The organism is Lentzea xinjiangensis (assembly GCF_900110955.1).
Taxonomy (GTDB): domain Bacteria; phylum Actinomycetota; class Actinomycetes; order Mycobacteriales; family Pseudonocardiaceae; genus Lentzea; species Lentzea xinjiangensis.
In genome coordinates, this window is sequence record NZ_FOFR01000036.1 from 14,119 (window position 1) to 34,817 (window position 20,699).

Below are 20,699 nucleotides of genomic sequence, written 5' to 3' on the forward strand. Positions count from 1 at the left end.
GGACTGTTCACGCCCTCACCCGCCCGGCGCCGAGTTCGGTGAGCAGACCGGCGATCGACTCCAGGGTGGTGTAGTCGGTGATCCGGATGTCGGCCTCGGGGAGGTCGTACTTCTGCCGAGCCCGCTGGAGCAGCTCGGTCTGCCGGATGGAGTCGATGCCGAGGTCCGCCTCGAGCTCGATGTCGGCTTCGAACACCTCTTCCGGGTAACCGACAGCGGAGGCGTACAGGGTGCGCAGCTCGTCCACCAGACCTGTGACGTCCCCGGCGCCGGAAGGCGAGGGTTCAACGGGTGTGGGTTCCGTCGTGCGAACGGGAGCCACGGCCTGCTCCACCCGCGGTGCGGTCGGCCGTGCCTGCTCGACCGGTGGCACGTCCGTTCCCGAACTCGCGGCCGGCGACGCGGACGTTCCGGCACTCACGACCGGTGGCGCGGCCGTCCAGGAGCTCGCGGCCGGCACCGCGTCCGTCCCGGCCTCCGTGCTGGAGAACGCGGCGAAGACGCCGCGCAGTTCGTCGAACGTCCGGCGCTGCCGCAACGGCGCCGCGGTCCGCACTCCGGGCAGGTTCGCGTTCACGAGATCGGTCAGGGCGCAGCGGGCGCCGCACTCGAGGAAGTGGGTGAACCCGTCACCCCGCACCGACACCAGCGCCGGCAGGAAGCCGACCTCCCGTTCGAGGTGGCTGGTGAGGATCTCGCGGCCGTCCTGCTCCGACTCGACGTGACGGCCCAGCACGGGCGAGTACATGGGCACCCTCGGAGCGCGCACCCGGACGCCGGCCACGTCGGCTTCGAACAGCCGGTTCGCCTCCCCCAGCAGCCGGTTGTGGAACGGGTACGGGACGCGCAGACGGGTCGCCTCGATCCCGAGCAGGCCCGCCAGCGCCGTCAGCCGGTCCAGCGACTCGTGCGGACCCGACACCACGACCTGGTCGTAGCCGTTGTGGGCCGCGACCGCGAGGCCGCGGTCGGCCAGGGAGCCGACGACGGCGTCCGCCCGCTGCCGTCCGACGCGCAACGCGACCATTCCTCCCTCGGTGTCGCCCGCGGCGCGCAGCGCGCGGTCCCTGGCGATCACCAGCCTCACCCCGTCCGCCAAATCCAGGGCTCCCGCGGCGGTCAATGCCGCGAACTCACCGAAGCTGTGGCCGATCACCAGGCCCGGCGTGACGCTGGCGAGGTCGCGCGCGAGGTCGCGGACGGCCAGTTCGGTGGCGAAGATGGCCAGGCTGAGGGCGGGCACGTCACTGGCCAGCAGGGTGTCCAGCGACGGCGCGTCCGCACCCTCCAGCAGACCGGAGATCGTGGGCCCGCCGTACCGGAGCGACAGTGCGTCCACCTGTCCGACAACGGCCGGCAGTGCACGGCCGGCGCACACGCGCGAAAGGCAACCGGGCAGGTACCCGCCCTGTCCTGGGAACAGGAAGACCGGCTCGGCGGAAGACGAATGAGACACGATGATGATCCTCACGATGGAGCGGGAAACGGGTTTCGGAGCACCGGGGGAAGGCAGGGGCCGGCTCCGGGAGAAGCCGGGACATCGCTTGGCCGACAGAATGGCAGTCGTGCACGCGCCGCCACGACCACGCGTTCCGGACAGCGGACCGCGCCCCTTCGCGCAGTCAGCGCCGATTATTCTCCCGGCAGCCAGTGCCGTCGCAGGCGACAACGCGGACGGAGGTCCCGGCAACCGGTGCGCACCTGCCGAAAGCCAGTGATCACTGTCACCAGCCTTTTGTCGTCATCTCTTGTGGCCCGCGCGACCACCACCCGGCGCCGGGCTCCTTCTCCACCATCCTCTGAAGAGGACGAAATCGAGATTGAACAGCTTCGCGGCGATCGACGGCGGAAGTCCGCAGTCCGATCGCCGGACCCGGACGGCCGGCTCAGCTCGCCGCGTGGGAGTGAGCACATCGCCGATCGCGTAGCAGGACACTACGGTTGTCCACAGCCGGGACCTGCCGCTTCACTGGTCCGCCCATCCAACCGACACACCACAGGAGAAACGCGGATGATGCGTTCCGCCATTCGACGAACGCACCCGCAGCGCATTCGAACGGGCCCGTACGAATGCACTGGGCGGCGTCACCCCGTGGCAAATGAGATCAATCTCGCGGTCTTGCACGTCCCGTGCGGCGTTTCCGCCCGCTCACGTGCACCAGGCCGTTCCCACGTGCGGATTCAGCCCACGAAAATATTCGCGACACACCGAGGATCAAGAACTTGACTGCACGGACACCCGTGCCCTGGAATCGACAGGAAGCCGATACGGAACCATTTGGAACAACGACCACCCGATTGGCTTAGTTGACAACTACGGAGCGCACAAATGGTCGCCGACGCACACCAGCACTCAGGCAGCGGTGCCGTCCTCGTTGGTCGCGGTGCGGAGTGAGAACGCATCGCCGAAGCTCTCGAATCGGCGAAACGCGCGATCCCGTCTACGCTCCTGGTCGAGGGCGCGCCAGGGATCGGCAAAACCGCACTGCTGGACGTGGCGTGCGAACTCGCCCACGAGCGCGGGTTCGTGGTGTGCCGGGCGAAGGCCTCGCTGATGGAGCGGGAAATGCCCTTCGCCGTGGTCCAGCAGCTCTTCGAACGGCGCCTGCGCGGCCAGGACGGTGGAGCCGCCTGACGGGCACGACCTCGTCTCCCGGCACCTCACCGCCGATGCGGGTGAGAACAGCGAGTTCCAGTCCCACCGGTCGATAGGGGACGTCTTCCGCTTCACGGCGGAGTGCGCCCAGCGCGCGCCGCTGTGTCTGGCCGTCGACGACGTGCAGTAGGCGGACGTGCAGTCGTTGCGCTGGCTGAACTACCTCGTGTACCGGGTCGTCAAGCTCCCGGTCGTGATCCTCGTTACGCGCACCCCCTGGATCCTGGCGACCGACCCCCTGCTGATCGCGGAGCTGGAGATCTACTCCGAACGGATGAAGCTCGCGTTCTTCACCTCGTCCGACGTCCCGCAGCTCACCGAGAGGATGCTCGGGCGGACGCCGGACGAGAAGTTCACCCAGGCCTTCGTCGACGCCACCGGTGGCTGTCCCACGGTGACGCGGCACATCTTGGGGGTGATGCGGGAACGATCGGTACCGCCGGAGGCGGACGTCGCGAACGACCCGCTGCGCCCCGGATGCGAGAAGCTCGGTCAGTCGCTGCTCGCACGGCTCAACCGTGTGCCGCTCGAAAGTCATCGATGCAGCTCACGCAGCGTACCTGTACTCGTTGATCACCCCACCGAGTATCCGGGTGCGTAGTGGTCGACGACGAAGGCTGTCGAGGTCACGCGCCGCTGCGAGGTGCTGTTGGATGCCTGGTGGTCGCTGGTCCCGTGCCTGGTGAGGCCGGTGCTCGTTGTAATGCGCCTCAAAACCTGCTGGCGTTGATCCGGCCCCAGGGCGAGCAACACCACGATCGTCAGCGCGGCGAGTACCCGGTTGAGCATTCTGTGCTGCTGCGGCCTCATCGGCACTCCAGCACTTGGTCCGTGCGGCACCGAGGCGCGTTCGCGCCGCCGACGACCCGGAACGATGTGCCGCTATCCGGCACAGTCAGCCGGCCGGTCTGCCGTCGTGGTGCAGTTCTTGCAACGCCGACCGTTGACGACAGGATGCACCGTTGCCGGTGAGGTGAGGTGAACCTGATCAGGACTCGCACGTCGAGTGTGCGCTTGCGAGCGTGGATCACCGACGTAGGTGGTCCGGTTAGGAGGTCTGTGACAGACGTCGTGCGCAGAGCCAGTCGGTGGCAGAGCGATCGTCGCTAAGCTCGCACTGCTGTTGCTGGATGCGATCGAAAAGATCTTGGCCGCCCATGACGAAGAGGCAGGATGATCAGAACGCCCGTCGAGATCATGATTCCGCGCTGGGAAAGGGCGAACTCCTCGCTCGCGCGGTGAGATATCGGCAACAGGCAATCGAGCGTGTTTCCGCAACAGCAAGGACCGGCTGGCTGCGCTTGCCCGAGAGGTTGAGAACGCGGGGTCGCGTGCGTTCATCCGGTGCCGTAGCGGGTCGCCAGGCCCCCGCGACGAGCTGAAGCGCCTCGATCTCCCCTTCGGCGGTGAACCTGCGGGGTTCGGTGCTCCCGACGTGCACCACTCCGGGCAGCTCACCCTCGGCGATCATCGGCTCACTTCACCCTGCGGCGCTCAGGTGCTGCGTCGCCAGAACGAAGAGCTGGTCGAGGTAGGCGTTCCCGGTGGGTTCCGTCAGCGGCCACCAGACGAAGTCGTCATGCGTGCTGTCGACCTGTGGCCGGGCGTCGTGTTCGGCGTTGGCGAGAAAGGTGACGTTGACGGTGTGGGTGGGAGAGTCGCCGTGCGCTGAGGCCTCGAAGACGGTGGAGAAGGTTCCCAGCACACCGCGCAAGGTCAGGCTCAGCCCGGACTCCTGCTCGGCCGTGCGCAACGCGGCCTCGGCGAGTTGCTCGCCCTTGCGCATGCGGCCACCTTGCAGCCACAACGAACCTGCCTGAGGTTCCTGGCGGCGGCGGGTGAGCAGCGCCTCGCCGACGCGGACGACGAGCGTGTCCACGCAGACGACGGGCATCCTTTCCAGGATCTCGCGGTACAGCTGCTCCGGTACCCAGGCTTGTCCTTCAGCACCGCGGCCGTCACGCCAGTCGAGCGCGGATAGAGCGGGCAGTGCCTCCGACTGCACGGAATTGAGCGGTCCAGCCATCGTCCTCCGCCTTCCAGCGATGATCACGGCCGCGTCCGGACTCGCATTCCGGACCGGCCGCCGCCTTGAGCATATTCCCGCAGGAAGGTAGGGGCCGACTGCGCGATGGGCCAGCCCTCGTTCCGTACGCTGGAATCAATTCTGCTCCGCCGGACTCGTGCATAACCCGTTCCGCGAGGCGGAACGGGTTATGCACGGACGATGCCGGCTGACGCATACTCGCTTCCTCCGACCGGCACCGCGGTGCCGGGGACAGTTCTCCCGGTCATCGAGAAATCTCGTCAGCGGCTGCCACGAAAAACACCGCAGCCCGATCTCACGAATGGAGATCCCTCATGCCCCAGCAGGAATTCTGGCGCGGTAAGCGAGTGCTGGTCACCGGCGGCTGCTCGTTCATCGGATCACACCTGGTGGAGCATTTGGTCGGTGCCGGTGCCAAGGTGCGCGTCGCCGACGACCTCAGTTCAGGACGCCTGGAGAACCTCAGCGCTGTTCCGGAGTCCGCCTGGGAGTTCGTGGAGGGCGACCTCTGCGATCCGCGGCTCGCCGCCGAGGTGGTGCGCGGCATCGACGTCGTCTTCCACCTCGCCGCGATCCACGGGGGACGGGGGTTCATCGAGCTGCACCAAGCCGCGTGCTCGCGCAACTTCGTCCTGGACGGGGTGGTCTCCCAGGCGGCGGTCGACGCGGGGGTGGAGAACTTCGTCTTCGCTTCCTCCGGCTGCGTGTACCCGGTCGATCTGCAGGCCGACGTGAACGAGGAGGTCCGGCTCACCGAATCCCAGGTGGGGCCGCCGTTCCACGCGGACGGGATCTACGGCTGGGCCAAGCTCATGACGGAACAGCGGCTCGCCGCGCTCCACAGCGAACTCGGGTTCCCGTCGGTGTCGTGCCGCCTGTTCACGGTCTACGGCGAGCGTTGCCCGGAGAGTCATGCCCTGACCGCCATGGTGGGCCGGGCGTTCATCCAGCAGAAGCCCTTCGAGGTCTGGGGTGACGGGACCCAGATCCGCAACTGGACCTACGTCACGGACATCGTGCGCGGCTTGGTCCTCGCCGGAGAACGCGTCCACGACGGCAGCGCGATCAACCTCGGTACCGAGGAGCCGATCCAGGTCAAGGAAGCGGCCAGGATGATCCTGGAGTTCACCGGCCAGGCCGACACGGAGATCAAGCCGCTGCCGGACAAACCGACCGGCCCCTACAACCGGGTCGCGTCCGCTGCCATGGCGGCCGAGCGGCTCGGCTGGACGCCCGAGGTGCCGTTCCACACCGGCCTCAAGAGGCTCGCCGAATGGTACTTCGAGTCGCGCCAGGCGGAGCGGATGACGACGGACGAGTTTGCCGAGCGGCTGACCACGAGGTAGTGATGACCGACGCACCGCGGTTGACACCAGGCCCGGAAACCACAACCGGAGAACACCGGGGCACGGCGTGGTCCAACTGGAGCGGGGCGGTCCGCGGCATCGCGGACCGCCTCCTCGCTCCCGGCACCACGGAACAGCTGCGCGAGATCGTGCTCGACGACACCGCACGTGCCCGCGGCATCAGCGTGGTGGGGTCGGGGCACTCCTACGCGAACCTCGTCGCGCCGTCCGGCCGGACACTGATCGACCTGCGTGAGCACCGGGGCGTCGTCGCCATCGATCCGTTGGCCATGACGGTCACGGTGAAGGCAGGCACGACGATGCGCGAACTGAACCGGGAACTCGCCGCGGCGGGCTTCGCGTTGCCGAACCAGAGCGCGATCGACGAACAGACCGTCGGCGGTGTCGTGGCCACAGCCACTCATGGAAGCAGCCCCAGGCATGGCACGCTCTCCAGTCACGTCGTGTCGGCGCGGATCCTGACCGCGGACGGTCAGGTGCGCGCGATCACGCAGGACGACCCGGAGCTCGACGGCGTCCGCGTGCACCTGGGCTGTCTCGGCGTGGTCTTGGACCTCACCTTCGCCGTCGTGCCCGGCCACAGGCTGCGCAAAGTCGTTCTCCGCAGGCCGCTGACCGATGTCCTGGCCGGTCTCGACGAGTTCCGGGAAGTCCACTTCGGTGGCTTCTGGTGGTACCCGCACACCTCCCAGGCGATCGTCTGGGAGGCCGCGCCGACGAACGAGCCACCCACCCCGTCGCCGGGACCGCCCGGTGCGCTGCTCTCCGCGCTGTGCAACAACTCCTGGCCGCCGCGGGTGGCGGGCGCCGCGCACTACGCGGCCGCCCTGGCGGCCGGCCGGGGCGGTGCGCAGGTCATGCGCTGCGACGACGCTCTCCTGCACCACCTCCCACCACCCGTGCAGGGCACCGAGTACAGCGTCCCGTTCGAACGAGCGGCCGACGCGATCCGTGCCCTGGTCCGGGAGGTACGCCGAGGCGGGTTGCGCGTCAGCGCCCCGGTGGACGTCCGCTTCACCGCCGCGGACACCGCCTGGCTCAGTCCGAGCAGGCAGTTCACCACCTGTCACATCGGCGTGACACACGCCGTGTCAGCGCGGGATCCCGAGGGGTGGATCGCACCGCTTCGCGCCGTGGACTCGGTGCTGTGGGAGTTCGAAGGCCGCCCGCACTGGGCCAAGGTCCACTTCAGGACAGGCCAGGAGCTGGCCGCGCGCTACCCGGAGTGGGACCGGTTCCAGGAACTGCGCAGAGCCTGGGACCCCGACGGTGTCTTCCTCGGAAGTCATCTTCGAGAGCTCTTCGAACGCTGACCCCTTCGAGAGGCGAAAGCCCATGGCGATCAAGTTCGGCTACCACACCTGGTCCTACTCCAGCTTCGGCAGCTGGGTCCCCGCGTACACCCTGGACGAGACCATCAAGCGGCTGGCCCGGATCGGCTACGACGGCATCGAGCTCGGCGCCGCCGCACCCCATGCCTATCCGCCGTACCTGAGCCAGGCCAGACGGCGCGAGGTGCGCAGCCTGCTCGACGACCACGGCATCGAGGTCTCGGGCATCGGCCCGGCGCCTTCCGGGGGACCCGGCTACAACCCGAGTTCTCCCGTTGTCGAAGAACGCGAAGCGACTGTGGAGCACTACCGCGCGATCAGCGAATTGTGCGCCGAGTGGGGCGCCGGATCGATGGTCTACCTACCTGGATGGACCGTGTTCGGCACCCGGCGGCGGCAAGCATGGGCGTGGTCGCGCGAATGCCTGGCCCAGGTGGCCGACGACGCGGCGCAGTACGGCCTCACCGTGGTGATCGAGCCGCTCGCGGAGAACTCGAACCTGTGTGAGAGCGGCGAGGACGCCATGGAGCTGATGGAGGACATCGGGCGGTCGAACGTGAAGGTGATGTTCGACTGCAACCACGTCCGCTACCGGCGGGAGTCGCTCACCGACCACGTCCACCTGATGGGTGCGGACCTGCACCAGGTCCACATCGCCGACACGACGGCCACGCAGACGCGGTTGCCGGCAGGCCAAGGGGACGAAGACTGGGAAGGCCTGGCCGACGCCCTGCTCGACACGGGCTTCGACGGTTATCTCACGGCCGAGACGGGGTTCCACCGCCGCGGCATCGCCCCCGACCACGACGCGCGGGCCGGGCTCAGCTTCCTCAAGCCGCTGGTCGAACGAAAGTGCGCCGAACGCGCCGCCGCGACGAACCTCAACCCCTGAACCGCGGCCCCGCCGCCCAGCAACTCGATCGGAAGGTACCGGCACGATGGAGACAGTCGCCCTGCACACCAGGCTCAAGCCGGGCAAGGAAGCCGCCTACGAGGCCGCGCACGCCCGGATTCCCGACGACCTCGACGCGGCGCTGCGTGCGGCGGGCGTGCGTTCGTGGCGGATCTGGCGCAGCGGTCTCGACCTGTTCCACGTCGTCGAGGTGGACGACTACGCGGCCATGATGGAACAGATGCACGGACACCCGGCCGACATCCCGTGGCAGAAGAAGATGGACGAGTTCCTCGACGCTCCACTCGACTACGACTCGGGCCGCTCGGACGCGAAGTTCGTGTGGGAGCTGCCGTGATCAACGGACTCGGCCTCGGCGGGTCCGCACTGGGAAACCTGTACCGTGCCGTGTCCGAAGTGGACGCCCGTGCCACCACCGACGCCGCGTGGCGAGCCGGTGTCCGGTACTTCGACACCGCTCCGCACTACGGCCTCGGCCTGTCGGAACGGAGGCTCGGGGCAGCGCTGGCGGATCGGCCCCGTTCGGAGTTCGTCATCTCGACCAAGGTCGGCAGGCTGCTGCAGCCCTGCGACAGCGGCGGCGACGACCTGGCTAACGGCTTCGCGGTGCCTGCGACCCAGCGCCGGGTGTGGGACTTCAGCGCGGACGGGGTGCGCCGGTCGCTGGAGGCCTCGCTGGCCCGGCTCGGCCTGGACCGGATCGACCTCGTCTACGTCCACGACCCGGACGACCACTGCGAGCAGGCCCTCCGCGAGGCGTTGCCGGCCTTGGCGGAGCTGAAGGCCCAGGGCGTGATCCGCTGGATCGGCGTGGGTGTGAACCGGTGGCAGGTGGCCGAGCGGTTCGTGCCGGAGTTCCCCCTGGACCACGTCATGCTGGCCGGCCGGTACACGTTGCTGGAACACGCCACGACGGCGGATTTCCTCGCGAGGTGTTCGGAACGGGGCATTTCCGTTGTGGCAGCCGGTGTCTTCAACTCCGGACTGCTGGCCCGCCGCGAGGTCCCGGCTGACGCGACGCACGACTACACGAGGGCACCGGCCGCGCTGGTCGAACGCGCCCGCAGGATCGCCGAGATCTGCCGGCGGCACGGAGTCCCGCTCCCGCAGGCGGCGCTGCACTTCCCGTTCGGCCACCCGGCGGTGCGGGCCATCGCGGTCGGTGCCCGGTCGGCCGCGGAGGCCACCGAGAACGCCGCGATGGCCGCCGCCGAGGTGCCCGCCGGCGTCTGGTCCGACCTGCGCGCCGAAAACCTGCTCTCCTCGAACGTTCCCGTACCGCTGCCGCGGGGCGACGAGAAGGCAGCGCGCTGATGTTCTTCGGTCTTCGTCTGGGTGCACCGATGGGTGAGCTGCAGGGCAACCCACGCGGAGGACCGCGAGCTGGCGGCTGCCGCAGGAGTCGACGGCGGCGGGCGCGGCACACCGGGCGGCCGTGTTCAGAGAAAGGAAGGCATCCAGCGCTTCGAGCTCAGGCTCGCGGCTGGTGAACCCAGGCACGTCAGCGGGCAGCTGATGAGGTACTACAACTACTGAAGACTGATGTAAGTACACATCGCCATGAATATCCGGGCCCGCACCACGTTCTCCGCCTCGTGCGTGCCAAAAACTATGTCCGAGCGGGTCAAGGTGCATGACGATCGTCGTGGATGACTAAGCCGAGAAGATCATGTCGGTCTATGATGAAGCGTCCGATCAGAGTGGGTACGACAGGCTGAGGCCGATCCGCAGGGGTGCAGCGCCAGCGAGCGATCGGTGGGCTCGGCGCTCGCTGTAGTGCCGCTCGTACTCACACAGCGCCTGCCGCAGATGGGCCTGATTCCAGATCAGAGCGCGGTCCAACGGGTCGCCACGAAATTTCTTGCTCCAGTCGATACAACCCAGCGGCGAAAGATTTATTAGTGTCCACTGGCCCTCTATACTGGATTCGAGCTATTCAATGGTGCATGAACACACAAACGGCGCACCCTTGCTACACGTGGGAGGCCAAGTCCCTCGGACATTCTCTTACCCCCACGGGATTCCCCAGAATCCCGTGGGGTAATTCATATTTCGGACACTTTTACGTCAGCACACCAATCCAACGCGAGCGCCGGTTGAACTGGACGACGAGCAGGTTCCATGGTTTCCAGCATTAGTGGTGCGGATCGAATTTCAAGACGGTGGTCGTCATAGTGAATCTGCAGGCGTTGCTCGCGGACTTGATCGACCAACTCCTCGCCCACACCTTCCTGCACAGGCCCAGCGGTGTGCGTGCCGAAAACTGCATCCGTGCTGGTCAAACGGCGCGGTGATACTCGTGGATGACTCCACCAAGACGGTCACATCGATCGACGGTGAGGCGTTTGATCTGATCGGGCTCGAGAGGCTGCGGCCGGGCCCTTAAGGGTGCTGCGGCGGCGAGTGATCGGTGGGTTCGGTGTCCGTTGTAGTGCCGCTCGTACTCGCGCAGCACGTGGTGTAGGTGTGTCTGATTCCAGATCAACGTGCGGTCCAGCGGTTCGCCGCGGACTGTCTTCACCCAGCGCCCGATGATGGAGTTCATGCGGGGCATCCGGACACCGGTCAGCACCGTAGCGGTTCCCGCGGTGTCGAGGATCTGTCGATCAACCCGGGGTATTTGGCGTATCGATCACGGACAAGGAATCTGATCTGCGCAAGGTGTCCGCTGTCTTCGAGGTCCATGAGGTTGCGGATAGCCTGGGTAACCCAGGCGTGGGTGGGGTGTGCGGTGGCGCCGAGGATAGGCACACGCCTGTCGGCATGGTGGATGGCGGCGAGAATGTATTGGCGCTGCCCTGTGAGCGTGACAGTTTCGACGAAGTCCATCGCCAGGATCGCCTCTGCCTGCGAACGCAAGAAGTCAGCCCAGGTAACGGTTGTCCGGCGTGGAGCTGGATCGACGCCGGCAGTCTTGAGGATCTCCCACACCGTCGAGGCAGCGATCGCGATCCCGAGAAGCGTGAGTTCGCCGTGGATGCGTCGATATCCCCGTGAGGGGTTCTCGGTTCCCAGGCGCAGGACGAGACGGCGGATCGAATCGACAGTGCGCGGACGTCCAGGCTCTCGGTTCATACTCCTACGGACATGGCGGCACTTCATCAGATCGCGATGCCACCTCGGCACTGTATCCGGGCTGACCAGCAGCCGGAGCCGGCGCAACGTCGCGCGGGCCACGGGCACGAGCAGGGCTGCGAGCAACGCCCTGTCTTCAGGCCGCCATCGTGGCGCTGATCGCCGAGTTGCCGGTGCACGACCGCGAAGGCCGAGCCGGAGCCGACGCCGTGGGGCACCGGCCTTTGCCGGAGTACCGGCGTTTCGCCGGGCACCAGTTTTGGCTCCGCCGACACTCGGGCGTACCAGTCGGGTTCCTGAGCCAGCAGCACAGCCAGTCCGGTGAGAGCCGGACGAGGTGCCACCGTGCCACCGACGACTACACCGATGAGATTGGACAGCACGTCCTTGCGCGAGATCCGGCCAGCGCGTTCGGCCTGGTGCAAGTGAGCAATCAGGCCCTTCCGGCGGGTTCCGCACCTTCCCGACATCACATCGCTGAAGAAGCTCGCTGCTCTGGCCAGAGCTTCCCGGGCCTCGTCCCGGTCGGTGCCCGTGAAGGCTTCGCGGTGGTGTCACCGAGGATGCCCGTTCGAGAAGACTTCGGCGGAGCCGAAGTCCGGAGTGCCGGAGGCACACTCGGCGCAGCACGGCAACACTTCCTCCGAAACTGCCGCATCGCGCAACGGGAGCATCTCTTCCTCCGGTTGAATCTCATGAACACCGAACCCGAAAACATCGCTAACAATTTGAAAGCCGGTAGCCAAAGATGTCGACACACTCAGCGACTCGAAGGTTGTCGATATGTTCATCTCGGTTACTGCGACCCTAGGCGCGCGATCAGAGCTCGAACAACCCCCTGTCCCAAACGTCGAGACGATCGCCGACCCCACGCTGAAACTCGGGAGATCGAGCACGTCCGGATGACACCACGGCTGACGATCCGAAGCACCGAAACGATTGGACGGGGACTCATCGATTCTCAAGAGCGAGAACTGCTTTACTCTCTTCCCCCGTTTACCGGCCTTAGCTGGGTGTCCAACAGAACCGTTGGCGTGCAACAGCTTCCGAGTATCAAGACAGAGATGTCCGCACATACGACAGGCCCGACGTCGACATCGCCGTCATATCGATGATGAACCGCCGACTGGAACCACAGGGTAGCTTCATCTGGATGTGCGTCCATTTCCGTCTCTTTCCGGGCTGAGAATCAGCAACGCTCGACAACGAGCGCGGTCGCGGTGAACCCCGCGCCGAGGCCAATTAGCAGCGCGCAACCACCGATGGTCAGCCTGTCGAGGCGAAGGAGGTCGTCGAGGTTGGCGATTGTGTCACCTGCACCGAGGTGACCCGTGGTGTCTCCGAACAACACAAGGCGGTCACGCGCGGCTTCGGGGAGCACGGGAAGCACGGTGTACCCGATCGTTTGCAGGCGCAGTCGCGGGGCGCAGACGACCTGAATGCGATCGGCGTCATGCAGATCCGCGTCGGACAGCGCCTGCTGCACCGCCGTGGCGACGGTGGCACGGATTTCCTCGGCGGTCGTCCGGAACTCGAGCAAGGAGACGCTGTTGTCGAGTGCGGGTGGGAGCGGCCGGAAGGGGTGGAAACGGGGGAAGGCGCTCTCCAGTCGGGGGTTGCCGGCCCGGGCGATGGCCAGCACGGCCAGCGGTCCCCGGTCGCGATGCAGGAGCGCGGCGGTGCCCCCGTCGCCCAGCACGACCTCGGGCGCGGTGCGCCAGCGGTCGTAAGGCAGGTCGCGGGTGTTGGTGCCGGTGCACGCGAGAGCATGGTGGGTGTCGGGTTCGGTGAGCAGGGTGGTGATGGCGGCGTGCAGCGCCGCGTCGCCGCCGCTCGACATCTGACTCACACCGACAGCGACGGCGTGAGTGGTTCCCAGCGCGGCGGCAAGCCGGTGTGCCGGGGACGCGGGTTCCTCGTCAGCCGCGGACATGCCCGCGTAAGCGAGGAAATCGACCTCCTCCGGCGTGATCCCGGTGGTGGAGAGCACGTCTCGACAGGCGGTCAGGCCGAGTTGCCACGCCTGCTGCCCGTCGGCGACCGCGACCTCGTGGCAGGGAGCCGACCGGGCGTCGATGTCGCTGAGCGCACCCGCCGTGACCGCATCAGCGGCGCGGTCCCGTCCTGCAGGCAGCCATGTCGTGGCCGCAGAGATCCGCACTCGTCCGGAGACCCTCATGCGGGCGCGCCGTCTAGGTTGACGGGCATCGACTCCAGCCTGCGGTCGAACACCATGTCACTCCAGCACAGCTCGCGCGGGTCGACGGCGAGCCGCAGTCGCGGGAAGCGGAGGAACAACGAGCGGACCGCGACGGTGATCTCCATGCGAGCCAGCGGCGCGCCGATGCAGCGGTGCACGCCGCTGCCGAACGCCAGGTGGGTGGGCGCACCATCGCGGTGAGGACGGACCTCGTCGGGATCGTCGTAGGCACGAGGGTCTCGGTTGGCGGCGGCGAGCGACAGCAGCACGGTCGCGTCCTTCGGGATGACGACGTCGCCGATGTGAATGTCGGCGGTGGCGAACCGCCAGCTGACGAACTGGAACGGCGGGTGGTGACGCAGCAGCTCCTCCACGATCCGCGCGGTGGATGCCTCGCTGCCCAGGACGTCAGCACGCAGGTCCGGCCGGGTGCTGAGCGTGGCGGCGCCGTGGGCGATGGCGGTCGCAGTGGTGGGTGGTCCTCCCACGAACAGCGCCACGACCGTACTGAGCAGGTCGCGAACGCCGACGGACTCCGACCGGGCAAGCAGCATGGAAATTAAGTCCTCGCCGGGGTCGCGCCTGCGATGTTCGATCGTTGCAAGGACGAGATCGACCAGCTCGTGATACCAGCCGATCATCTCGGGACTGTCGGTGGGCTTGCTGGACAGCAGCTCACGCAGCAGCGCGGCAGCCATTGGAGTGTCCGCCGGGCGCAGGCCGAGCACGGTGCTGATCACTGCAACAGGGACCTGGTTGGCGAAGGCGGTCATCAGGTTGACCGGGCCGCCACCTGCGGCGGCACCCTGGCGGTCGAGGTGGTCGAGCTGCTCGTGCACGATGCGGTCGACGGTCGCGCGCCAGCGCCCCACGGCACCGCTGGAAAGTTCGGCGTTGACCAACGACCGCAGTCTGCGATGCTCGTCTCCATCGGTGTTGAGCATGTGCCGCCCCGTGGAGGTGAGGATGTCCTCGGGAACGCGCCGTCCGCCGAACTTGTGCTCAGGGGAGCTCAGCAGCCGGGGGTCGACAGCGAGCCGCTCGTCACGCAGGCAGGCCCGCACATCGTCATACCTGGTCACGAGCCAGATCGGGAACCCGTTGGGTAGCTGCACCTGCTGCACGGACGCGGATTCACGCAGTCGCGCGTAGTAGGCGGTGTTGGTGTCGTCGTCAGGCAGAAAGACCAGGGCAGGCAGGCTCATGACCGGTCCCTCTTCGCATCCGTGGTCCTGGCGGACTCGACCAGTGCCGCGAGCTGCGCGACCGTCCGTGCAGTCACCAGGTCGTCCTCGCTGAGCTTGACGCGGCTCATGCTCTCCACGGCGGTGATCGCGTCCATCAGTCGCAGCGAGTCGACATTCGGCAGGTAGGCGAGCCGGTCATCCGGCGCCAGCTGGTCGGCGGGGATTTCCAGCACCCTGGCGAGCTGCTGGATCACCACAGTCAGTGCTGAGGGCTCGTTGTCGTGTACCAGTTCGGTCATGCCGCGGTCTCCCCTCCGATTTGGTGGTGCGGGCTCGGTGTCGTGCGCCTGTGCGGTCATGCCGCGGTCTCGTCTCCGAACAGCCGACGGCGGAGCTCGTCGCGCTTCCACTTGCCGCTGGTGGTGCGGGGCAGCCAGCGGCGGTCGACGGTGCGCACGTCGGCATCGGTGATGCCGAGGCGTTCGCTGACGGCCCGCCGCACGCCCTCGGCCACCGCCGCCCGGTCGGTTTCGACGGTTTCCACGACCACGATCACTCGCTCTCTCTCCTGATCGGCCACCGCGACGCAGTGGCGCTGGTAGACGCCCGGCACGTGCCGGGCGACGTGTTCGACCTCCTCGGCGTGGACGTTGCGGCCTCGCACGATGATCATGTTCTTGTGCCTGCCCGCGACGTGCACCTCCCCGCGCAGCAGGAAGCCCCGGTCGCCGGTGCGCAGCCAGCCGTCGTCCAGGGCGCTGGAGACGGCCGCGGGATCATCGGTGAGGTAGGTGTCCATGAGGCTGGGGCCGCGCACCTGGAGTTCGCCGACGCCGGCCTCGGGCAGGACGGTGCCTACGGCGTCGACGACCCTGACTTCGGTGCCGGGCAGCGGGGGGCCCTGCGACACGATCGTCCAGCCGGATTCCTCGGTGACGGGGACGACCCGGCCGTCAGTGGCCGCAGCCCGGTCGAGCGTGACGGTACGAGGTGCCAGACCCGGCAGATCGATGGTGATGCCGGCGCAGTACTCGGCCATGCCGTAAGCCGGGGTCATCGCGCTGGCCGGCAGTCCGTGGCGGCCCAGGACCTCGGTGACGGCGTGGACTGTGGCCGGGGAGACCGGCTCACCGCCGTTGAGCGCCAGGCGCCAGCGTCCGAGGTCGAGTCCATCGGGGTTGGCGGTGCGGGCAGCCTCGGCCAGCCGGTCGTAGGCGAAGTTCGGTCCTGTGCAGATCGTGACGCCGTTCTCACCGAGGTAGCGCAGCGCGTCCACCGGGCGCCGGATGAACGTCGCCGGTGAGACGAGATGGGTGTCGAACCCGGCGCACAGCGAGATCAGCAGACCGATCATGCCGAAGTCGTGGAACAGCGGCAGCCACTGGTAGCCGACGTCGGCGGGGGTGAGTTCGCAGCGCGCGACCGGGGCGAGGACGCCGTTGAGGACGGCGCGGTGGGACAGCACGACGCCCTGCGGCCGGGCGGTGGTACCGGAGGTGAACTGCACGACGGCGCGATCATCCGGGCCGGGGGTGTGCGTGGTCGGGACGCGGGTGGTCGGCGCGCACCGGTCGGCGTTGACGATGCGCAGTCCAGGGCAACGGCGCAGTAGCGGGTCGAGCGCGGCGGCGAAGAGATCACCGGTCACGAGGTGCCGGATGCCGACGGTGCGGATGAACGCGGCGATGTCGTCGGCGACGCTGTCGACGTCGTGGGCGACGGCGGGCAGCGGTAGCACGCTGGCGGCGGCGCCGATCGTGAGCACGCCGAGCAGAGCCGGCGGGAAGGAGGGAGTAGCGGGCAGCAGCACGCCGACCACCTCACCGGGTTCGGCGCCGGCGGCGAGCAGTGCGGCGGCGACGCCGTTGGCGCGGGGGCCGAGTTCGGCACGGGTCAGGACGGCCGTGGACTCCGGGAAGATCATCCGACCGCGGTCGCCCGGTGCGCAGGTGATTGCGTCCACGAGCGTGCCGGAAATGTCGATCGCCATGCGTTGTCCCTGTTGTCGCGGTGTAGTGGGCTGGCTGTGCAACTGACGCTGGCTGGTGACAGGCTGAACCTGGGTCTTCTGCAGCAGCCTCTCCTGGGGAGTTTGTCCACCGAGACCGGCGTGAGATCGGTGGTAGTTGTAGTAGTCCTCCCTCTCCTCGACCTTCCCGTTGAGCCCGCGTGGCAGGGCGGATGTGGATGTACCCGATTCCCTGGTCCAGGACGTGCCCGTGGAACTGGGTCTGGAACTCCGCCCCATTGACGGCCTGGATCTTCTCGACCTGGAATTGCAGTCGTGACAGCACGAGCGCAGGAACTGGTTGCGGTCTTCTGGCCGGAGCGCGGGCAGATCCGCAGAATCCGCTTCTCGTAACGTTTCCAGCGCTTCTGGCGGCAGTACTCCCCTGCCTTGAAACTAGCCTTGACCTGTCCGCGCAACAATCATCGCCGCCAGTGCAGCGGTGAAGCCGTCGCACAACCGAGCATTCCTCCTGCCGGAACACTGACGACAACCTGTCGCCGATCGGCACACGACACCGACAAGTGACGTCCACACCATGGCCGCAAACATTTGACGCATCCGCACTGTCCACAAGCGACTAGCACGACGCCGGGAGTGGTGAGTTCAACCGCCACCGTTCCACGTGACGAAACGGTGAGCCATGCCCGCGCACGACCGTGCCCACTTCGACCCGAGAGGCCCAGGGCAAAGCCGCGCACCGGACCAGCAGACGCCGGTCGTCTCCGAACAGGAGGCGGTCGGCGCGACAGGAGGCCATGACGAGGCCTGCTTGCCAACTCCTCGATCATCTCGTCAGTCCTGTTCCACTCGGCTCATCCCTCAGGTGAGCCTAGGAACAGAGCGCCATGGTGTGACTGCGGATAACCGCAACGCCGCTGCGGATCCACATGTCGGTCGCACCCGCGGGTTGCCGGTTGCTCGGAGGTGCGATCACCCTCCGACCAGGACGCAAACGAAGCTGAACAGCTCAGTCGACCGAACTGCGGAAGTCCGCAGTTCGGTCACCGAGACCCGGACACCCGCGGCGATCACCTGGAAGATGTGGACGCTCACCAGCAGTCAGATCGCCCAGGTCAACCTGTGGGGTGCCAAAACGCGGTCCGGTGGGTCTGACCTTCGTATCAGGCCGCCGCAGGTTCGTACTCGTTGATCAAGCCGCCGCATACGTGCCTGCAACGTACGGATCTGCAGCCGGGCTCTGCAATGGGGTGGTCAGGTTGCGGCGGGGTGTGGTGCCGCGCTTGATGTGATCGTCGGTGGTTGTAGTGGGACAGGTAGCGGCTCAGCACTGACCGGAGGTGACGCTCATTGATGATGAGCAGCCGGTCTGCGAGCTCGCGTCTGACGGTGCCGACAAACCGCTCCGCGTAGCAGTTCGCCCGCAGACACCGCGGCGGGATCTTCACGACGTCGATCCCGGCGTCAGCGAGAACGACAGCGAACGACATCGTGAACTGGCCGACTCTGTCACGAACCAGGAATCGAAGTCGCTGCCCCGGTCATCCAGCCTCATAAGGAGGTTACGAGCGTGCTGTGTGGTCCAGCGCCCGTCAGGGTTGGCGGTGGTGCCGAGGATGTGGACGTAGCGAGTGCCGACCTCCATCACGAAGAACACCTACACGCGTTTCAAGGTGACAGTGCAATCTACGTGGAAGAAAGCGCACGCCAGCATGCTCGCCGCTTGCGCACGCAGGAACCGCAGCCACGACGTGTCGGTGTCCCGGGTCGGCGACGGCGTACCGCAGTCGTTTCAATACGCGGCGGACAGTTGACGCAGCGGCGCGGTGGCCGAGCTTGAGCAGTTCACCGTGGATACGGCGGTAACCCCAGCTGGCGTTCTCCCGCGCCATCCGCTCGACATGGCGGCGCTTCATCAAGTCGCGGTGCCACCTCAACACCGTATCCGGGCTGACCAGCAGCCGGAACCGACGCAACGTCGCACGGGCGAGGGGCATGAGCAAGGCTGCGAGCAACGCCCTGTCCTCAGGCTGCAACCGTGCACGCTGATCTCCGAGTTGCCGGCGCAGGACTGCGAGTTGATGGCGCAGAGCGAGAATCTCGACGTCCTTCTCACGATCAGTCATGCGCGAGAGCCACAGCGCGGCACAGGCGTGGGAGACGGCCCGACAGGTGAACCGGACCAGCACGGCCGCGATCGTGCCGGATGATGACTGCTACCAACCGACGCCTGCTGACCTGCATGGACGTATTTCCCGGCACGCACAACGTGGTCCTCGGTCGACGTCGCCGCGAGCGTGGCGGCCACACGAAGAGGATCGGCCGACAACGCGACCTGACGCTCCGAGTACCTCACTGCAATTCTCCTCGATCGGGCTGGTTCCAGCAGCCGAGCACATAGACCTGGTCGCGGGACAACGCCCGGTTCGCGGTCACGGCGGAAGGTCCAGTGTGTCTCGACATCGCCGAGGTCGATTCGCTCCGCCTCGTCGCAAACCTCGTTCACCGCGACAGCGCGCTGGTGCACCCGCCAGGACCGCAGCTGCGTTCGTCTCCCGGACATTCGATGTGACTGCCCAAAGCCCTGCTTCTGCAATGCGCGGGCGACGCCCCCGTGCGGGACCGCCTCCTGCACGACCGTGGTCGTGACCGTCGTAGCTCCCGCTCGCTCGGCTCCGGCCAGCCTTCTGGCCAGAACGGTCAGGTTGATCGCGTGCGCCGTGCTGACTCAGACCGGGGCCGGGTTGTCCACCCACAGCCGCACGGGGCCGCGGAAGCACGCGTTCTCGTGATATCGCAAGACTTCGTCGTCCGCGAGCCGCAGATGTGGCAGGCGTGCCGTCAGCTCCTCCAGCATGACCCGCATTTCCAGCCGAGCCAGCGGAGCACCGAAGCAGGCGTGGATTCCCCTGCCGAAAGTGAGGTGCTGCTGGGAGTTGGACCGGTGGACGTCGAACTGGTCCGGGTCGGGAAACCGCACCGGGTCGTGATTCGCGGAACCGATGAGGAGGAGGAGCTTGGCGCCCGCCGGGACGTCGACCCCGCCGATGTTGACCTGCCTGGTGGTGATCTTGCGCCAGGTGTGCAGACTCGGGTCGAAGCGCAGACCCTCCTCGATCGCGTTCGGGATCAGCGAGGGGTCGGCGCAGATCGCCTCCCACTGTTCTCGGTGCGTGAGGAGCCGCTGCACCGTGCTCGACGACGCGTTGGTCGTGGTCTCGTGGCCGGCGAAGCTCACCGCGTGGATGACGTTGACGATCTCCTCGACCGACAACGCGGTGGGATCCGCGAGGTGCGAACGGAGCAGGTCACTGGTGAAGTCGTCCTGCAGATCTTCCTTGCGCGCAGCAACGAAGTCCGTGCAGTACTGCCAGTATTCGACCATTCTTCCCGCGATCCGGACCTGCTCGTCCGTTGTGGACCGTCCCCAGGTGAAGGCCATGCGGTTGAGAGCCAGCGCTTTGAGCGCTTCCCAGTCCGGCTCGGGGAAGCCGATCAAGCTGAATACGATCTTGGCGGGCAGTGGTGCCGTCAACTCGTGCACCAGGTCGAACCGTGATCGCGAGGCGATGCTGTCGAGCAGTTCGGTGGTGTAGGCGCGGATGACCGGTTCGAGTCCTGCGACCCTCCGGGCGGAGAACGCCTTGACGTTGAAGGCGCGGACCCTGGTGTGCTTGGGCGGGTCGCAGTTCGAGACGGTCGGGGTGGCGTGGAACCCGGCGTCGAGGATCTCCTTCGCTTCCTCCGCGAGCGGGTAGAAGGGGACCTGGGTGATCGCACCGGAGAAGCTCTCGTGATCCGTGAGGATTCGCTTGACGTCCTCGTGCCTGGTGACCGGCCACATGTCGAGTTGCGGCTCGTAGAAGACCGGGCTTTCCTCGCGCAGGGTGGCGAGCGCCGGGTACGGGTCCGCGATGTAGTCGGGAGCCAGCGGATCGAATCGCCCCTGCACAG

General features: G+C 67.1%; 21 protein-coding genes. 9 read left to right on the forward strand and 12 right to left on the reverse strand.

Going from position 1 to position 20,699, the window contains the following annotated elements; all coding sequences use genetic code 11:
• Positions 1–7: 7 nt before the first annotated feature.
• Positions 8–1,471, reverse strand: coding sequence for an acyltransferase domain-containing protein (locus tag BMW88_RS39525; protein ID WP_342715343.1), 1,464 nt, complete (start codon positions 1,469–1,471; stop codon positions 8–10).
• A 930-nt stretch (positions 1,472–2,401) separates the two neighbouring features.
• Here BMW88_RS39525 and BMW88_RS39530 point away from each other — a divergent pair.
• Genes BMW88_RS39530 through BMW88_RS39535 form a run of 3 tightly spaced genes read left to right on the forward strand, consistent with a single transcriptional unit; the run spans position 2,402 to position 3,257 of the window.
• Entirely contained in the window at positions 2,402–2,635 is a 234-nt protein-coding gene (locus tag BMW88_RS39530; RefSeq protein ID WP_089961985.1) for an AAA family ATPase, read from the forward strand.
• A complete protein-coding gene (locus tag BMW88_RS42580) occupies positions 2,622–2,786 on the forward strand; it encodes a hypothetical protein (protein WP_177221659.1) in 165 nt (54 codons plus the stop codon). Before BMW88_RS39530 ends, BMW88_RS42580 begins: the two co-directional genes overlap by 14 nt.
• A 6-nt stretch (positions 2,787–2,792) precedes the next feature.
• Complete coding sequence (locus tag BMW88_RS39535; RefSeq protein ID WP_089961987.1) at positions 2,793–3,257, forward strand: hypothetical protein; 465 nt, start codon at positions 2,793–2,795, stop codon at positions 3,255–3,257.
• Between the two features lie 879 nt (positions 3,258–4,136).
• On the opposite strand, the gene BMW88_RS39545 is transcribed toward BMW88_RS39535, so the two are convergent.
• Entirely contained in the window at positions 4,137–4,682 is a 546-nt protein-coding gene (locus tag BMW88_RS39545) for an NUDIX domain-containing protein (protein ID WP_089961992.1), read from the reverse strand.
• Positions 4,683–5,017: 335 nt separating this feature from the next.
• On the opposite strand from BMW88_RS39545, the gene BMW88_RS39550 reads away from it, so the two are divergent.
• From BMW88_RS39550 to BMW88_RS39570, 5 genes are read left to right on the forward strand one after another with little or no spacing between them, the layout of a single operon-like run.
• On the forward strand, positions 5,018–6,049 hold the full coding sequence (locus BMW88_RS39550) for an NAD-dependent epimerase/dehydratase family protein (protein ID WP_089961995.1): 1,032 nt from the start codon (positions 5,018–5,020) through the stop codon (positions 6,047–6,049).
• 2 nt (positions 6,050–6,051) lie between these two features.
• On the forward strand, positions 6,052–7,383 hold the full coding sequence (locus tag BMW88_RS39555) for a D-arabinono-1,4-lactone oxidase (protein WP_177221660.1): 1,332 nt from the start codon (positions 6,052–6,054) through the stop codon (positions 7,381–7,383).
• Positions 7,384–7,405: 22 nt separating this feature from the next.
• Complete coding sequence (locus BMW88_RS39560; RefSeq protein ID WP_089962003.1) at positions 7,406–8,293, forward strand: sugar phosphate isomerase/epimerase family protein; 888 nt, start codon at positions 7,406–7,408, stop codon at positions 8,291–8,293.
• 46 nt (positions 8,294–8,339) lie between these two features.
• Entirely contained in the window at positions 8,340–8,651 is a 312-nt protein-coding gene (locus tag BMW88_RS39565; protein ID WP_089962006.1) for an L-rhamnose mutarotase, read from the forward strand.
• Positions 8,648–9,628, forward strand: coding sequence for an aldo/keto reductase (locus BMW88_RS39570; RefSeq protein ID WP_218148396.1), 981 nt, complete (start codon positions 8,648–8,650; stop codon positions 9,626–9,628). The genes BMW88_RS39565 and BMW88_RS39570 overlap by 4 nt, the downstream gene beginning before the upstream one ends.
• 731 nt (positions 9,629–10,359) lie before the next feature.
• On the opposite strand, the gene BMW88_RS41505 is transcribed toward BMW88_RS39570, so the two are convergent.
• From BMW88_RS41505 to BMW88_RS43885, 9 genes are all read right to left on the reverse strand, one after another.
• Positions 10,360–10,596: a hypothetical protein gene (locus BMW88_RS41505; RefSeq protein WP_143116493.1), complete on the reverse strand. Its 237-nt coding sequence runs from the start codon at positions 10,594–10,596 to the stop codon at positions 10,360–10,362.
• Positions 10,593–10,859, reverse strand: a complete 267-nt coding sequence (locus BMW88_RS43045) for an integrase core domain-containing protein (protein ID WP_245778375.1) — start codon at positions 10,857–10,859, stop codon at positions 10,593–10,595. Before BMW88_RS43045 ends, BMW88_RS41505 begins: the two co-directional genes overlap by 4 nt.
• Before the next feature lie 20 nt (positions 10,860–10,879).
• Positions 10,880–11,515: a helix-turn-helix domain-containing protein gene (locus tag BMW88_RS39585; protein WP_218148398.1), complete on the reverse strand. Its 636-nt coding sequence runs from the start codon at positions 11,513–11,515 to the stop codon at positions 10,880–10,882.
• 1,063 nt (positions 11,516–12,578) lie between these two features.
• Positions 12,579–13,550 (reverse strand): beta-ketoacyl-[acyl-carrier-protein] synthase family protein, encoded by a 972-nt coding sequence (locus BMW88_RS39590; protein WP_143116494.1) that lies wholly within the window; start codon positions 13,548–13,550, stop codon positions 12,579–12,581.
• A 14-nt stretch (positions 13,551–13,564) separates the two neighbouring features.
• Positions 13,565–14,794, reverse strand: a complete 1,230-nt coding sequence (locus tag BMW88_RS39595) for a cytochrome P450 (RefSeq protein ID WP_089962021.1) — start codon at positions 14,792–14,794, stop codon at positions 13,565–13,567.
• The gene (locus BMW88_RS39600) at positions 14,791–15,075 is read right to left on the reverse strand and encodes an acyl carrier protein (protein ID WP_177221661.1); all 285 of its coding nucleotides are present in this window, start codon (positions 15,073–15,075) and stop codon (positions 14,791–14,793) included. The genes BMW88_RS39595 and BMW88_RS39600 overlap by 4 nt, the downstream gene beginning before the upstream one ends.
• A 56-nt stretch (positions 15,076–15,131) precedes the next feature.
• Positions 15,132–16,766, reverse strand: coding sequence for an AMP-binding protein (locus BMW88_RS39605; protein WP_089962041.1), 1,635 nt, complete (start codon positions 16,764–16,766; stop codon positions 15,132–15,134).
• Between the two features lie 1,142 nt (positions 16,767–17,908).
• Positions 17,909–18,235, reverse strand: coding sequence for an integrase core domain-containing protein (locus BMW88_RS43880; RefSeq protein WP_245778376.1), 327 nt, complete (start codon positions 18,233–18,235; stop codon positions 17,909–17,911).
• On the reverse strand, positions 18,190–18,402 hold the full coding sequence (locus BMW88_RS43885) for a hypothetical protein (protein ID WP_245778378.1): 213 nt from the start codon (positions 18,400–18,402) through the stop codon (positions 18,190–18,192). Before BMW88_RS43885 ends, BMW88_RS43880 begins: the two co-directional genes overlap by 46 nt.
• A 169-nt stretch (positions 18,403–18,571) precedes the next feature.
• Here BMW88_RS43885 and BMW88_RS41510 point away from each other — a divergent pair, with 169 nt between their 5' ends.
• Positions 18,572–18,955 carry a hypothetical protein gene (locus BMW88_RS41510; RefSeq protein WP_143116495.1) on the forward strand — a complete coding sequence of 128 codons (384 nt, stop codon included), beginning with the start codon at positions 18,572–18,574 and terminating at the stop codon, positions 18,953–18,955.
• 518 nt (positions 18,956–19,473) lie between these two features.
• Here BMW88_RS41510 and BMW88_RS39625 read toward each other — a convergent pair.
• Positions 19,474–20,697 (reverse strand): cytochrome P450, encoded by a 1,224-nt coding sequence (locus tag BMW88_RS39625; RefSeq protein ID WP_089962027.1) that lies wholly within the window; start codon positions 20,695–20,697, stop codon positions 19,474–19,476.
• Positions 20,698–20,699 lie beyond the last annotated feature (2 nt).

Excerpts from the sequence above, each read along its gene's own strand:
- BMW88_RS39545 (WP_089961992.1), bottom strand. The coding sequence starts at position 4,682 with ATGGCTGGACCGCTCAATTCCGTGCAGTCGGAGGCACTGCCCGCTCTA.
- BMW88_RS39550 (WP_089961995.1), top strand. The coding sequence starts at position 5,018 with ATGCCCCAGCAGGAATTCTGGCGCGGTAAGCGAGTGCTGGTCACCGGC.
- BMW88_RS39555 (WP_177221660.1), top strand. The coding sequence starts at position 6,052 with ATGACCGACGCACCGCGGTTGACACCAGGCCCGGAAACCACAACCGGA.
- BMW88_RS39560 (WP_089962003.1), top strand. The coding sequence starts at position 7,406 with ATGGCGATCAAGTTCGGCTACCACACCTGGTCCTACTCCAGCTTCGGC.
- BMW88_RS39565 (WP_089962006.1), top strand. The coding sequence starts at position 8,340 with ATGGAGACAGTCGCCCTGCACACCAGGCTCAAGCCGGGCAAGGAAGCC.
- BMW88_RS43045 (WP_245778375.1), bottom strand. The coding sequence starts at position 10,859 with ATGAACTCCATCATCGGGCGCTGGGTGAAGACAGTCCGCGGCGAACCG.
- BMW88_RS39595 (WP_089962021.1), bottom strand. The coding sequence starts at position 14,794 with ATGAGCCTGCCTGCCCTGGTCTTTCTGCCTGACGACGACACCAACACC.
- BMW88_RS39600 (WP_177221661.1), bottom strand. The coding sequence starts at position 15,075 with ATGACCGAACTGGTACACGACAACGAGCCCTCAGCACTGACTGTGGTG.
- BMW88_RS39605 (WP_089962041.1), bottom strand. The coding sequence starts at position 16,766 with ATGGCGATCGACATTTCCGGCACGCTCGTGGACGCAATCACCTGCGCA.
- BMW88_RS43880 (WP_245778376.1), bottom strand. The coding sequence starts at position 18,235 with ATGTCGTTCGCTGTCGTTCTCGCTGACGCCGGGATCGACGTCGTGAAG.